Raw genomic sequence first — 13,474 nt, 5'->3', positions numbered from 1 at the left:
AACAAGCCATGACATCGAAAATGCAAGCTGCCGTCGTCGAACAGTTCGGCAAGCCACTGGTGCTAAAGGAACTGGATATTCCCGAGCCCGGTCCAGGCCAGATCCTGGTGAAGACCGAAGCGTGCGGCGTATGCCACACCGATTTGCATGCCGCGAGCGGGGACTGGCCGTTAAAGCCCACGTTGCCGTTCATACCGGGCCATGAAGGCATCGGCATCGTCACCGCCCTTGGTGCGGGTGTAACGGCCGTGAAGGAAGGCGACCGGGTCGGCGTACCGTGGCTCTACTCCGCTTGCGGACACTGCGAGTTTTGCCTCGCGGCACGCGAGCCCGTATGTGCCGAAGCGCAGTTCGGCGGTTATACGAAGAACGGTGGGTTCGCTGAATACATCGTCGCCGATCCGAACTATGTGGCCCATATCCCAGCCCATCTGGCGGCCCGCGACGCGGCGCCCCTCATCTGTGCCGGGATCACCTCGTACAAAGGCATCAAGGAGACCCAGGCGCGCCCAGGCGAATGGGTCGTGGTCTCTGGCGTCGGTGGCCTCGGACACCTTGGCATTCAGTATGCCAAGGCGATGGGCTTGCATGTGTGCGCGGTCGATATCGATGACGGCAAGCTCGCGCATGCCAAACGCCTTGGCGCCGATGCCATGGTCAACGCAAAGGACGGCGATGCGGTTGCTGCCGTCAGAAAGGCTACTGGGGGCGGTGCGCATGGCGTGCTGATTACAGCGCCGTCGTTGGGCGCATTCAAGCAAGGTGTGGGCATGACGCGCAAATGCGGTACCTGTGTGCTGGTTGGGCTGCCGCCGGGCGAGTTTCCGACCCCCCTGTTCGACGTCGTGGCGAACTGCATCACGATTCGCGGCTCGTTTGTCGGCAATCGCCGGGACATGGCCGAAGCGCTTGCCTTCGCCGCTGACGGCAAGGTCAAGGCGGATATCGAACTGCAGCCGCTCTCGGCGATCAACAGCGTGTTCCATCGCCTAGCGCACGGCGATGTCCCATCGCGCGTGGTGCTCGAGTTCGCCAAGGGTTGAGAGGAGGGCGCTATCGTGGCTGCCGGACCCCGGTCCGGCTCCTATGGCCATATAACGCAACCGAACTAAACGGAGCTGACGCCGAACACTCCAGTCGCCAAATCATGCTCGAAAGCGGCGTGCCACGCCGTGCCTTGGCCAGCAGCATAAACACCGGACTTATCATTGCTCCGTCGAGTAATCATGACTTGTCGGCGAACCGGGCCTGCACTAGCGCCCGCCGGGTACTGGTCTTCGTCACGGATGTCGAAATCGATCATATCGAAGCCATGACTGGCGAAGATTAAAGTCGCATCGACGGCAGGACAGGTCACACCCTACAATCACCCCCGTGCACTCGGTCCGTATTCACTGCGCGTTAAGGGGTGTTCATGAGCGACCAATCTTCCGGCCCTGCGTCCGGGCAAGCGGACCGTGTCTCAGCCTGGAGCCTGATTAGACCGTACTGGGTCTCTGAGGAACGCAAGACCGCGTGGGGTTTGCTGATCACGATCATCGTCATGGACCTGGTTCTGGTCGGCATCAACGCTCGCTTGAATACGTGGAACCGTGATTTCTACAACGCACTGGAAGGCAGGAAGGTTCATGAATTCCCGCAGCTGATGCTGCTTTTCAGCGCGCTTGCGTTCGCGTTCGTCGGGATCTCCGTCTATAACCGCTATCTGCGCCAGATGCTTGGCTTCCGATGGCGCCAGTGGCTGACCACACGCTATCTGCAGGAATGGCTGGGCGACGGCACCTTCTATCGTATCGAGCGCGATCGCCTCGCCGACAACCCTGACCAGCGGGTCGCCGTCGATCTTGCATCATTCGCCAACACCACACTTTCGCTCACGCTCGATCTGCTCTCGACACTCGAAACACTCGTGTGGTTCTCGACCGTTCTATGGAGCACGGCGGGCGTGCTGGCAATCGAGCTTGGCGGCATGCCCGTCCAGATTCCGGGCTACATGCTGTGGGCAGCCATCGTCTATGCGATTGTCGGCTCACTCCTGACCAACAAGGTTGGTCATCCGCTGGTGTCGATCAACTACCAGATGCAGCGCGTCGAAGCGGATTTTCGGTTTGGCCTGATCCGTCTGCGCGAAAACGCCGAGCAGATTGCGTTCTATGACGGGATGCGTGTCGAGGAGTCGACGGCCCAAGACCTGTTCGGCCGGATTCGCGAAAACTGGTGGCGCGTGATGAAGTACACGCGGCGCTACAGCTTCGTGCTCAATTTTTACGCCCAGATCGCCGAAATCTTTCCGATCGTCGTAGCGTCGCCGCGTTACTTCGCAGGGTTGATGAGTTTCGGGACACTGATGCAAATCGGCGACGCATTCAGTTCGGTTAGCGATTCGTTCTCGTGGTTCATCAACAATTACGACACGCTCGTCCAATGGCGCGCAACCGTTAACCGTCTGCGCGAGTTCAAACGCGTCATGCATCTACCTCATCTGAAGGAGTCGGTGTCGCCCGCCACCGAGCATGGCGGCATCAATCTGCACTACGTCGACGAGAACCAGCTCACCACGCACAAGCTCACGCTTGCGCTGCCCAACGGCGAGACGCTCGCAAGTGTGCGCGACATTGCCGTCAAGCCAGGTTCGCGCTGGCTCGTGCGTGGACCTTCGGGCTCGGGAAAAAGCACGCTGTTGCGCGCGCTGGCGGGTCTCTGGCCGTTCGGAAACGGCTCGATCGATGCACCTGTGAATGCGCGCATGATGTTTGTCCCGCAGCAGAGCTACCTGCCGGTTGGCACCTTGAAGACTGGGCTCGCTTATCCCACGGCTGCCACCAATTTCAGCGACGAGGAATGTTGCGAGGCGCTACGTCTGTGCCGGCTTGAGGGCTACGTCGACCGGTTGCACGAATCTCAGCACTGGTGGAGCATTCTTTCTCCCGGCGAGCAACAGCGGCTGGCAGTCGCGCGTGTGCTGATGCACGAGCCTGACTATGTGTTTCTCGACGAAGCAACGAGTGCGGTCGATACCGAGAACGAAGCGTATCTGTATGGCCTGTTGATCGAGCGATTGCCGAAAGCGGCGATTGTCAGTGTCACGCACCGCGGGTCGCTTGCGGCGTTCCACCAGGAGACGCTCGATATTGCACGTGCGGACGAGCACGAGCACACCGTGGCAGACACACGTCCGTCGTGACCGCTACCCTTACGCAGAACGTCCGGTTTCCTCAAGCCACTTAACGATGTTCTGCACCGTATCGCCATAGAAGGTGCGATACAACTCCTTCGACACATAGCCGATATGAGGCGTCGCGAGCACGTTAGGCAATTCGCGGAGCGGGTGCGGATTCTCGAGCGGTTCGACCTCGTACACGTCCAGTGCCGCGCCGGCAATCTGACCGGTCGTGAGTGCCCGAAGCAGGGCGGCATTGTCGACGATCGCTCCACGCGACGTATTGATCAGCCGGCTCGTGGATTTCATCTGCGCGAGTTCTGTCGCGCCGACCAAACCTCGGGTTCGCTCGCTAAACCGCAAGTGAATCGACAGGAAATCGGAAGTGGAGAACAGCACATCCTTGCTGACTCGCTGCACGCCTTTCTCCGCAGCGCGTTCCTCGGTAAGGTTCTCACTCCACGCGATGACGTTCATTCTGAATGCCCGCCCGATGACGCCGACAGCCGAACCGATATGGCCAAGACCAAGCACGCCGAGCGTCTTGCCCGCGAGTTGCTCGCCTAGCGAAAGCTGCCAGCCTCCCTCACGCACTGACTGAGTCTCGAGCGGAATATTGCGGGCCATCGCGAGAATCAGCGCCCACGTCATCTCGATCGTCGGCGTGGACGAATAGCCCGTATGACGAATTTCGATGCCGCGTTCCGCAGCCGCCTCCTGATCGATCGACACATTCCCCGGGCCGGTCGAAGCAATCAGCTTCAGGTTCGGCAGGCTCTCGATAACCACGCGGGACAGCGGTGTGCGTTCCCGCATCACGCATACGACGTCGAATGGTTGCAGGCGTTGAATCAGGCTCCCGATATCAGCGACGTGATCGTTGAACACCGTCACGTCTGCCAGATCCTTAAGCGGCGACCAGTCCGCCACGCTCAGCGCGACGTTCTGATAATCGTCGAGGACGGCGACCTTGATCGGGAGTTTGGGGTTCATGTTGCGCGCTCCATGTGTTGTAGACGGTTGCTGCTAACCGAATGCTAAGAATCCCGGCTCGTCACGTAAATCAATATGTAACGACGCCACCCATCGCGAGCCGCGATGGCTCACTATCCTCATGACTCGTTGTCCCGGTGCTTGTTGAGGTGGTCGACCAGCATGCGCGCAGGCAGCGGCAGCGTCTCAAAGTTGCGGGCAATGATCACCAGCGGCCGCTGCGACCACGGTTCATCAAGCTCAACGACGCGAAACGGCACCGACTGCATATAAGGCGTCACGCTTCCCTTGGGGAGCACGCCAATGCCGAGACCCGCGCTGACCATGTTGCGCACGCCCTCGAAGCTGGTCACCTCGATACGCACGCGAAGCCGCATACCGGCACGCTCAGCGGCGGCGCGACACAACTTCGAAATGGACGTGCCATACGGCATGCTGACGAAGTCGTCCTCGAGAACTTCCGCGAAGGTCACGCTTGCGCGCTCGGCGAGCCGATGATCCGACGGCACAATCACGACCAGCTTATCGACGCTGTATGGACGCCACTGCAGATCGCCGAGGGTGTCCCGGGTAGCCGCGCAGATGCCGAGATCGGCGACACCGCTTGCGATTGCCTGCACGACTTCATCGCTCGACTTCTCGGCCATATCGATCCGCACCTTCGGGTTGGTGCGCAGGAAGGTGCGCAGCACACCCGGCAGATACTGGACCATGGCCGTAAAGTTCACATAAATCCGGGTATGGCCCCTCAACCCCGCCGAATACTCAGACAATTCGTCCGAAATTTGCTGCAGGTGCTCACTCAGCCGCTTCGCGTGGTGATAGAGCGCTTCGCCGGCCGGCGTGGGTTGCACGCCGCGACTGTGCCGATATAGCAGCGGCGTGCCGGCGTCCTCTTCGAGATCCGATACGCGCTTACTGACGGCCGACGCCACGATATGCGTGCGGGCCGCCGCCGCGGCAATGCTGCCCTCCTCGATGACGGCCACAAAAATGCGCAGGGACTCCATGTCGAGGCGCAACGGCCGATCTGCTGAAACACGCATCCTTACTCCTTCGGGTTGGCTATCCGGGCGCCTCGCACCCATCGCGGTTGGCGATGCCTCTATTGAACATTGAGAAGTTTTCAATCCGCCTCGTGACCGGCATCCTATGTTCCATAGGGCTCAATCCTCGCAGGACGATCGGTCGAGGCGCGAGACCGGGCACTGTGCCTCGCGATTCTATGTCGCGGCGGCGCGGTTGTCCTGGACGCCGGCCCATCAGCCTTTTCAGAAGCACAAGCCGGCGGACGGCCGGCACGCAGGAAAAATCGGTTGAAAACATGAAGGAGACGAAAAGATGGAACACAAACACCTTGCCCTGAGCGCGCGAACGCGCTGGTACGAGGGGCTCACGGCCATGCACTGGCGTGTCCTGAAGGCCAGCTTTCTCGGCTGGATTTTCGACGGTTATGAGGCACTGGCGCTCGTCGTCGTGCTTGGGCCGATGCTGCATTCGGTGCTCTCGCCGGCACAAGCCGCGTCGCCCACGACATACGCGGGTCTGGTCATCGGCATTACGTTGCTTGGCTGGGGGGCGGGCGGTCTGATCGGCGGGATTCTCGCCGACTATGTCGGACGCAAGCGGATGATGCTCTGGTCCGTGTTCCTCTATGCGGTGTTTTCGGGGTTGACCGCGTTCTCGCAAACCTTCTGGGTATTGTGCGGGCTGCGTTTTCTGACGGGCCTCGCCATGGGCAGCGAATGGAGCACGGGCGTCGCGCTGCTGTCGGAAACCTGGCCTGAGCGGGCGCGTGCAAAAGGAGCGGGTTTCCTGCAATCGGGTTTCGGTTGGGGCACGTTGATCGCGGCGGTGGTGTGGTACGCGCTTTCGTCGGCGCATCCCCTCGGCGCCGAAACGTGGCGGTTGATGTTCGTGCTTGGCGCAGTGCCCGCGCTTTTTGTGCTGTACATCCGCCGCGGGGTGAACGAGTCGGAGAAATGGCAACGCGCGGTGCGCGAAAAACGCTGGAGCGCGACGAGTACGCAGCCGGTTGCGGGAGACGCGCCTGCCTCCGACAAGCGTCCTTTCACGCTCACGCAACTGTTCAGCGAACCTGAAGCGCTACGCCGCACGCTGCTTCTGCTCGTGCTGTCGATCGTTACGACCGTTGGCTGGTGGGCCATTTCCAGTTGGCTGCCGACCTTTACCGTAGCGCTCGCTAAAGCCGAAGGCATCCCCGATGCCTTGTCGTGGGGCTCGAAGGTATCGATCGTGTACACCATCGGCGCGATTGTGGCCTACATGGTCGCGGGCTTCGTGGTGGATGCAATTGGCCGGCGAGCGTTCCTGTCACTCACTTTCGTCGGCGCACTGCTCACAACGATCATCACGTACAAGCTGACGACAAGCGTCGAAGCGATGATGGTCGTGGCGCCGATCAATGGCTTCTTCACGCTGGGCTGTGCCTATGTCTGGATGGCGATCTATCCATGCGAACTCTTTGGTTCCAGCGTGCGTTCCACCGCGATTAGCTTTGTGTTCAATGCAGCGCGTCTGATCGCGTGGGTGTTCCCGATCATCGCGGGCAGCATGATCAAATCATTCGGTGGTGTGTCCCAAGCTGCGTTGGCACTCGGGTCTGTGTATCTGCTCGGTATCGTGGTTCCGTGGTTTTTGCCGGAGACACGCGGCACGGGTATGCCGGACTGAGTCAGTTGATAACTTTGGATGCCTAATTCTATTTCGGAGAGAAAAATGCGTCAAAATTTTCGTATTGGACAGATCGTTCCAAGCTCGAACACGACGATGGAAACTGAAATTCCCGCCATGCTGCGTGCCCGTGAAGCGATCCGCCCGGAAAGGTTCACATTCCATTCGAGCCGGATGAGAATGCACAAGGTCACGAAGGAAGAACTGGTCGCAATGAACAAGGAAGGCCTGCGCTGTGCGGCGGAACTCGCCGACGCGCGTGTCGATGTCATGAGCACGGCGTGCCTGGTCGCGATCATGGCGATGGGGCCCGGATATCATCGGCAAACCGAACGCGAACTGCTGGAAGTTGCGCGCGCCAATCATTGCCTTGCGCCCGTCATGACCTCCGCGGGCGCGTTGGTAGAAGGACTGAAGATCATGGGCGCTCGGCGGATTTCGCTGATGGCGCCGTACATGCGGCCTTTGACTGATCTTGTCGTCGCTTATATCGAGAACGAAGGCATCGAGGTCATCGATTCCCTCTGCTTTGAGATTCCCGACAACCTTGAAGTTGGTCTGCGTGACCCGATGCAACTTGTGAACGACGTGCGCGACCTGAACACGGAAGGCGCGGACGTTGTGGTGGCGTCCGCTTGCGTCCAGATGCCTTCATTGCCGGCGATTCAGCGCATTGAAGACATGCTGGGAATCCGCACCGTTTCGACTGCGGTATGCACTGTTCGGCGCATGCTGGATCATCTTGGGCTCGAGCCGATCGTGCCTGGTGCGGGGGCGTTGCTGTCCGGCGTGTGATCGCCTACGGCAGACACTCAGCCGATTTTTTCGAATGCGGCGTTGTACATCATCCAGGTCTCGTCGAGCCGAACATTCGGGCAACCGGAAGCTGGAATACGCCGCGTTGCATCTCGGCGAATAAGAAATAGGAAAAACGTCGAACAGATCGCCTTAAACATTGGCCAGTTTGACCCCACGCGTCAGCTCGTCCGAAGCTGCCACGATATCGCCCATAATATCGATCTCGCGCTTTACCGCGCGGATGACGTCGGTCACCGCGTCGCCGCTTTTTCAGTGAACGGCGAATCGCGCGGTATGAGCCAACCGGCATTCCTTTCATCGGGATTATTGCTGGGTTGGAGTAACGTATTGGGGACTCAATTTTTCGTCAGGCCAAAATGAGCTTTGAGGCGCTTATGTCTACGGACGCAGACACAATCACGGACGAACTCGTCGCCGGAATCGCGGATCGCATGGTCGAAGAGGGCCGGAAGGTGTCCCCGGTGACCATTTGGCCGGAGATTCCCGGCGGTTCGATCGTTGCCATTGCGGCAGCTTTGCAGCGCTGGCGCGAAGCGCGACAGCCTTTCACCCCGCATGTGCAGGTCCAGGCCGGGTTGCCGGAGCACATTGCCGAAACCATGACGAGTGCCGCTGAGCGGCTCTGGATGGCCGCCCAAGGCGAAGCTGACCGGGCGGTCAGTCAGCACCTGAGTGCCGTGCACCAGCACCTCGACGCTGCCCGCTCGGAACGGGACGAGGCGCTTGCCGAGTATCAGAGGACGACGGCGGAAGTCGAAGCCGGGCGTGAGCGGCATAGTGCGCTGACGAGCGCGCTGAGCATCGCCGAAGATACGTCCACGCGTTTCGCGGCGGAACTCGCAGCCGCGACGGGGCGCGCTGAGGCCGCCGAGGCTCGGGCCGAAGAGCTGGCGCAACGTGTGTCGGCGGAAGAGGCCGCGCTGGAACACACGAAGGCGGAACTCGACCAGGAACGTCACGCGCGTGAGGAGTTGGCCGCTGCTGCTGCCAGCCACAACGATCAGATCGCACAGATGAAGCAGGAGGTCGACGAGGCGCGGCAGGAGGTGACCGCGATGGGCTACGATTGTCAGGCGAAGTCGGCCGAAGCGGATCGAGCGTTGGAGGAGGCCAGCGATGCTTCGGCGCGCGCAGAAGCTGCCACGGCGCAGATGAACGAGGGTCTCGCGCGGGTCGCTGGACTGGAGGCTGAGCGGGATGAGGCGCGCTTTGCGCTCGAAGCAGAGCGCCAGACAAGCGCGGCGCGGAGCGAAGAAGCATTGATTCAGTTTGATGAATTGCAGCGCGTCGGACGGGAACTGGAGGCGGCGCGGGAGCAGGTCAGCGCGATGAGTGCGGCGCAGGCGGCTGTGAGCGCTGAGCTGGCTCAGGTTTCGCACGATGCGTCTGTCACGCGGGATGAACTGGCTCGGGTCTCGCAGGACGCGTCTGCCGCGAAGGAGCGGGCAGAGTTCGCCGAGCAGCAAGCGGCGACGTTGCAGCAGCGCCTCGCGGAAGTCGAGCAAGCGAAGTCGTTCGAAGCTGAGCGATGGGCGCAGGAATCTAACGCGCATTCGTCGCGTGCAGAAGCCGCTACGGCGCAGGCGAACGAGAGCCTCGCGCGGGTCGCCGCGCTGGAGGCTGAGCGGGATGAGGCGCACGCCGCGCTTGCTGCGGAGCGTCAGGCGAGCGCAGCGCGGAGCGAGGAAGCGTCGGGGCAGTTCAACGAACTGCAGCGCGTCACTCGGGAACTCGAGGGGGCGCGACAGCAGGTCAGCGCCATGACTGAAGCGAACGCGGCCGCAACCGCTGAATTGCTCCAGGTTTCGCACGACGCGTCTGCCGTGAAGGAGCGGGCAGAGTTCGCGGAGCAGCATGCGGTGACGTTGCAGCAGCGTCTTGCAGAAGTCGAACAGGCGAAGTCCGCTGAAGCGGAACGATGGTCGCAGGAATCCAGTGCGGCTTCATCACGCGCAGAAGCTGCTACGGCACAGGTGAGCGAGAGCCTCACGCGGATTGCTGCGATCGAGGCTGAACTCAATGAGGCGCACACTGCGCTTGCTGCTGAGCGCCAGACAAGCGCAGCCCTTGGCGAGGAAGCATCGGGCCAGCTCAACGAACTACAACGCGTCACCCGAGAACTTGAAGACGCTCGGATCGCACTCGAAGCAGAGCGGCAGACAAACGCAGAGCGGAGCGGGGCAGCGTCGATTCAGCACGAGCAACTGGAAAGCGTCACCCGAGAACTCGAGGCGGCGCGGGAGCAGGTCACCGCAATGACTGAGGCGAAAGCGGCCGCGATCGCTGAACTGGCTCAGGTTTCGCAGGATGCGTCGTCCGCGAAGGAGCGGGCAGAGGCCGCCGAACAGCATGCGGCGACATTGGCGCAGCGCCTTGGGGATGCCGAGAAGGCTCGCGCGGAAGAAGCGCGACGCAGCCATCAACTTGCCCTTCAAGCGGGCGACTCTGCGAAGGCGGAAGAAGTTGCCGAGTTGCAGCGGCAGATATCGGCTCAGGCCAGAGCGCATGAGAAGGCCTTCAACGAACTTCGCACGATTGCTGAACAATGGGTGGAGCATGCCAAGGACCTGAAGGAACGTCTCGCTTCTGCAAACGAGAAGCTTCTGTTCGTCGACTCACGCAGCACAGGAGAAGTGGCGCTCATCCGCAAGCTCTCGTCTGAACTTGAGCGGCTTAAGCCTGATAGTGAGTTGGTCTCCCGGGACACGCAGCAAAAGCTGATTGGGGCGACGATGGCTGAGCGGCTTTCGCAGAAGGGCTATCGGTATGACCCGACGACGGCGGTTATGTCGAAGGTAGAGCGCTGATTTACGCGCGTTTCACGTCAAGAGGCAACGGCGTCACTACGCTGAGCGGAGGCGGTGCATTGGCCGTCTCCGCTCAAGCATCGACTTTCTTTCACGTTCTTTGCGGCCCCGCAATCGGCGATACCCGCGTGCTATGGTCTGTCCGGAATTGAGAAACGGACATTCAAGACTCACGGACGCGGGGAATGGAACGGTTCTTTATGCGGCGCGGCAGCGCCGTGATTATGTTGCTATATCACCGCCGTGGCTGGCAGGGAAAGATTGCGACCGCCGTGGACGACAACGTCGAAAGGGAAATGCTCGAAATCGAATCGATAGACCGGCTGGTACTCGACGTCCGCGCCGGCCGGATTCGTACATTCGAACTGACCGATCCAAAAGCCGTTGAAGTGAACGTCATTGACTAACGGCTGGTTGAAGGCACTTATCACGCTGGGCTCCGCATTGCATCGGCGCAATGCGGAGCTCGGTTAGAAACGATACCCGATAGAAACATAAGAAATGATCGGGTTCAGCTTGAGCTTTGTGCTACTGGTCACCGTTCCTACCTGGGACTTGGTAGTCAGCGTGGCACGCGTCGACAACTGCATATACGACAGCGAGACATCGACCGACCAGTGCTTGTCAATGTTATAGGCAAAGCCGGCATTGATGACCGGTGCAAACGAGCTGCTCAACTTCGCAGTTGTCGTCCCCTCCAGCGCGGTGCCATAGGTTTGCGAATACAAGAAACTGCCGCTCGATACTGCTGAGCTCAATTTAATGCCGCTATACCAGACGTACGATGCGCCCGCGCCAACGTAAGGACGGAAGTTACTCTTTGCATCGTTGAAGTAGTACTTCAGGAGCAGCGTCGGGCTCCATTCGTAAGCGGAGCCGATTTGACCAAGCGCGGAGAGCGACCCGGTGCCGGTTAGATGGAACTTCGGCGGGATGCCGAGCACGGCGGTCGTGGCAAGGTGATCGGTGATGAAATAGGTGGCCGTCAGACCGAAGGTATCCGAATCATCCACTGTCGCGCCCGTGCCGGTCTCCGTTACGCTCGTGCCAAGTGCGTTTACCGTCAGCGGTTTGCTCGAGTCCTGCGGCGCGAGGTGGAACCAGCCGAAGCCTGCAACGATATCGCCGGCGCTCTGCGCGTGGGCGGCCGTACTCACTAACAATGCGGCAGCCACGCCGAATGCCTTTATCTGCTTCATCTTATCTCCTCTGTCTTTACTGTTTTTGCTGCCTTTGCTGAATAGGCAGTGCTGATTCTATGCGTACGTCCGTGCTATTTGTGATCTGTTCTGTCGAATGTGACCTCTGAAATTTGGTAAGGATTTAGCACCCAGCCGATTCAGATATCGAATACGTGTGACTACTTTTAGCGGGCGTAAGAAAGCCAAAAGCCCGCTGGTTAGAGCGGGCCTCCGGTTGCCTTTTTGGAAGAAATGCACTGTGCCTCAGCGCATTGAAATCAACGCGCTAAGGTGGGTTTATTTAACCGTAGAAGAAACGCTATACGCAAGGAAGATGGCGAAGATATCGATGTCGATTTGCTTCCCTTGCCTTACTGGTTTGATGCGGCACGGGAGCCACGATGGCTGATGCCAGCCTCGCGCACCTGTTGAAAATCTGTTGAATGATCACCAAACGATTCGCGTTTTTGGAAGCGCCGCTTTGAGATCGTCGACGTTCCTGGCCTGGGTTCCATACAGAACGAGCTCTCGCAGGCCAGTGAGCCCTTTCAGTGCGTCGACGTTTTCGACAGGGGTGTTCGCAAGGTAGAGTTCCTGCAAACCGGTCAAACCTCGCAGTGGATCGATGTTTCGAACCCTGGTGCGAAAGAGATTGAGCATTCGCAGGCTTTTCAGGTCTGTCAGCGCCTCGATGTTCTCGACCCGGGTGTCGGCGAGATTGAGCCTTTGCAGGCCGGTGAGCCCCTTCAATGCATCGATGTTCGTCACTTGCGTGCGAGCGAGCACCAGCGTGTTCAGCTGAAGCATGCCTTGCGCCGCGTCGATATCATCGACCTTCGCGCCGTCCAGCACGAGCGTCCTGAGCGAGGACATTCCTTTTAGTGCGTCGATGTCTCGCAGCGGCGTGTTCGCTAGATAGAGCGCTTGGAGACCGGAGAGCTTTTTCAACTCACTGATGCTGTCGACCTGGGTTTCGTTGAGGTCGAGCGTCTGCAAGGAGGCGAGCTGGCTGAGCGCGTGGACGTTCCGGACGTTCCTCGCACCGCCGAGTTTGAGCGTTTCCAGATGAGGCAAATCTTCGAGCGGATTGAGATCGCGAACCTGTGTATCCCGCAGGTCGAGTTCTCGCAGATCGCGCAGGTTCTTGAGCGCGTCGAGATTCGAGACGCGGGTATCCCAGAGGTTCAGCGATTGCAGACCGGTCAGCCCTTTTAGCGCGGCGATGTTTTCGACTTCGGTGCGATGGAGCACGAGCCTTTTCAGCGAATGTACGTCCTTCAGGGCTTCGATGTTCCAGACGGGCGTGTCTGTCAGGTCAAGCGATTCCAGATCGTCCAGTTCCTTCAGCGAATCGAGGTTATCGATCTGGGTGCCTGCCAGATTCAGTTCAATCTTGCGGTCGGAATTCTTTAGATGTGGCAAAGCGGCCGCGAGCTGAGATGCCGTCATTGTCGGTTTCGCCCGCAACGCCAGGCATTCCGAGTCGGGTGTGGCTGTCGACGCGTTGCTGTCGTTGCAGGTTCCTTTGAGGAATCCCAGTTCGCTCAGCGCCCGTTCGTCCGGGCTCTTGTGGAACGGGTTGAAGATCAGCAGCAAAATGCCGAGCAACAGCACAATTGCGCCGCCGATGGCCCATGGCTTGATGATTCGCGGCAAGGACGTGTTCGGACCTTCAGCGCTTGAGTTCGTGGTTGACGGCGGGATTTCGGGCACGGCGGGCTCACGTAGTTCAGGCTTCCTCCTTTATACACGAAGTGCGGGACGCATTCCGCCCAGGCAACGTCGCGCTTCGCGCCACGCGTGAGAGCCGGCGACACGTT

General features: G+C 60.0%; 10 protein-coding genes. 6 read left to right on the top strand and 4 right to left on the bottom strand.

Annotation, left to right across the window (positions count from 1 at the left end):
- Positions 1 to 8: 8 nt before the first annotated feature.
- Positions 9 to 1,043 carry a zinc-dependent alcohol dehydrogenase gene (locus M0D68_RS01480; protein ID WP_093641778.1) on the top strand — a complete coding sequence of 345 codons (1,035 nt, stop codon included), beginning with the start codon at positions 9 to 11 and terminating at the stop codon, positions 1,041 to 1,043.
- Positions 1,044 to 1,414: 371 nt separating this feature from the next.
- Positions 1,415 to 3,184 (top strand): ABC transporter ATP-binding protein/permease, encoded by a 1,770-nt coding sequence (locus M0D68_RS01475; RefSeq protein ID WP_266223600.1) that lies wholly within the window; start codon positions 1,415 to 1,417, stop codon positions 3,182 to 3,184.
- 9 nt (positions 3,185 to 3,193) lie between these two features.
- On the opposite strand, the gene M0D68_RS01470 is transcribed toward M0D68_RS01475, so the two are convergent.
- Both M0D68_RS01470 and M0D68_RS01465 read right to left on the bottom strand, forming a co-directional pair.
- The gene (locus M0D68_RS01470) at positions 3,194 to 4,153 is read right to left on the bottom strand and encodes a D-2-hydroxyacid dehydrogenase family protein (RefSeq protein WP_256456947.1); all 960 of its coding nucleotides are present in this window, start codon (positions 4,151 to 4,153) and stop codon (positions 3,194 to 3,196) included.
- Between the two features lie 119 nt (positions 4,154 to 4,272).
- Positions 4,273 to 5,199, bottom strand: a complete 927-nt coding sequence (locus M0D68_RS01465; RefSeq protein WP_244179482.1) for a LysR family transcriptional regulator — start codon at positions 5,197 to 5,199, stop codon at positions 4,273 to 4,275.
- Between the two features lie 295 nt (positions 5,200 to 5,494).
- On the opposite strand from M0D68_RS01465, the gene M0D68_RS01460 reads away from it, so the two are divergent.
- The 4 genes from M0D68_RS01460 to M0D68_RS01445 all read left to right on the top strand — a co-directional run bounded on the left by M0D68_RS01460 (position 5,495) and on the right by M0D68_RS01445 (position 10,880).
- Entirely contained in the window at positions 5,495 to 6,847 is a 1,353-nt protein-coding gene (locus M0D68_RS01460) for an MFS transporter (RefSeq protein ID WP_093641797.1), read from the top strand.
- 45 nt (positions 6,848 to 6,892) lie between these two features.
- The gene (locus M0D68_RS01455) at positions 6,893 to 7,642 is read left to right on the top strand and encodes an Asp/Glu racemase (RefSeq protein WP_301711642.1); all 750 of its coding nucleotides are present in this window, start codon (positions 6,893 to 6,895) and stop codon (positions 7,640 to 7,642) included.
- 398 nt (positions 7,643 to 8,040) lie between these two features.
- Positions 8,041 to 10,473, top strand: a complete 2,433-nt coding sequence (locus tag M0D68_RS01450) for a DNA-binding protein (protein WP_266223599.1) — start codon at positions 8,041 to 8,043, stop codon at positions 10,471 to 10,473.
- Between the two features lie 185 nt (positions 10,474 to 10,658).
- On the top strand, positions 10,659 to 10,880 hold the full coding sequence (locus M0D68_RS01445) for a hypothetical protein (protein ID WP_234486938.1): 222 nt from the start codon (positions 10,659 to 10,661) through the stop codon (positions 10,878 to 10,880).
- 63 nt (positions 10,881 to 10,943) lie between these two features.
- Here M0D68_RS01445 and M0D68_RS01440 read toward each other — a convergent pair whose 3' ends face one another.
- Together M0D68_RS01440 and M0D68_RS01435 are read right to left on the bottom strand one after the other, a co-directional pair.
- Positions 10,944 to 11,672, bottom strand: coding sequence for an OmpW family protein (locus tag M0D68_RS01440; RefSeq protein ID WP_266223598.1), 729 nt, complete (start codon positions 11,670 to 11,672; stop codon positions 10,944 to 10,946).
- A gap of 429 nt (positions 11,673 to 12,101) precedes the next feature.
- The gene (locus M0D68_RS01435; RefSeq protein WP_266223597.1) at positions 12,102 to 13,268 is read right to left on the bottom strand and encodes a leucine-rich repeat domain-containing protein; all 1,167 of its coding nucleotides are present in this window, start codon (positions 13,266 to 13,268) and stop codon (positions 12,102 to 12,104) included.
- Positions 13,269 to 13,474 lie beyond the last annotated feature (206 nt).

This window comes from Paraburkholderia sp. SEWSISQ10-3 4 (genome assembly GCF_030464785.1).
GTDB classification, from domain to species: Bacteria; Pseudomonadota; Gammaproteobacteria; order Burkholderiales; family Burkholderiaceae; genus Paraburkholderia; species Paraburkholderia aspalathi.
The sequence above is the reverse complement of the archived record's forward strand: the minus strand, read 5'-3'. Positions and strand labels throughout refer to the sequence as shown.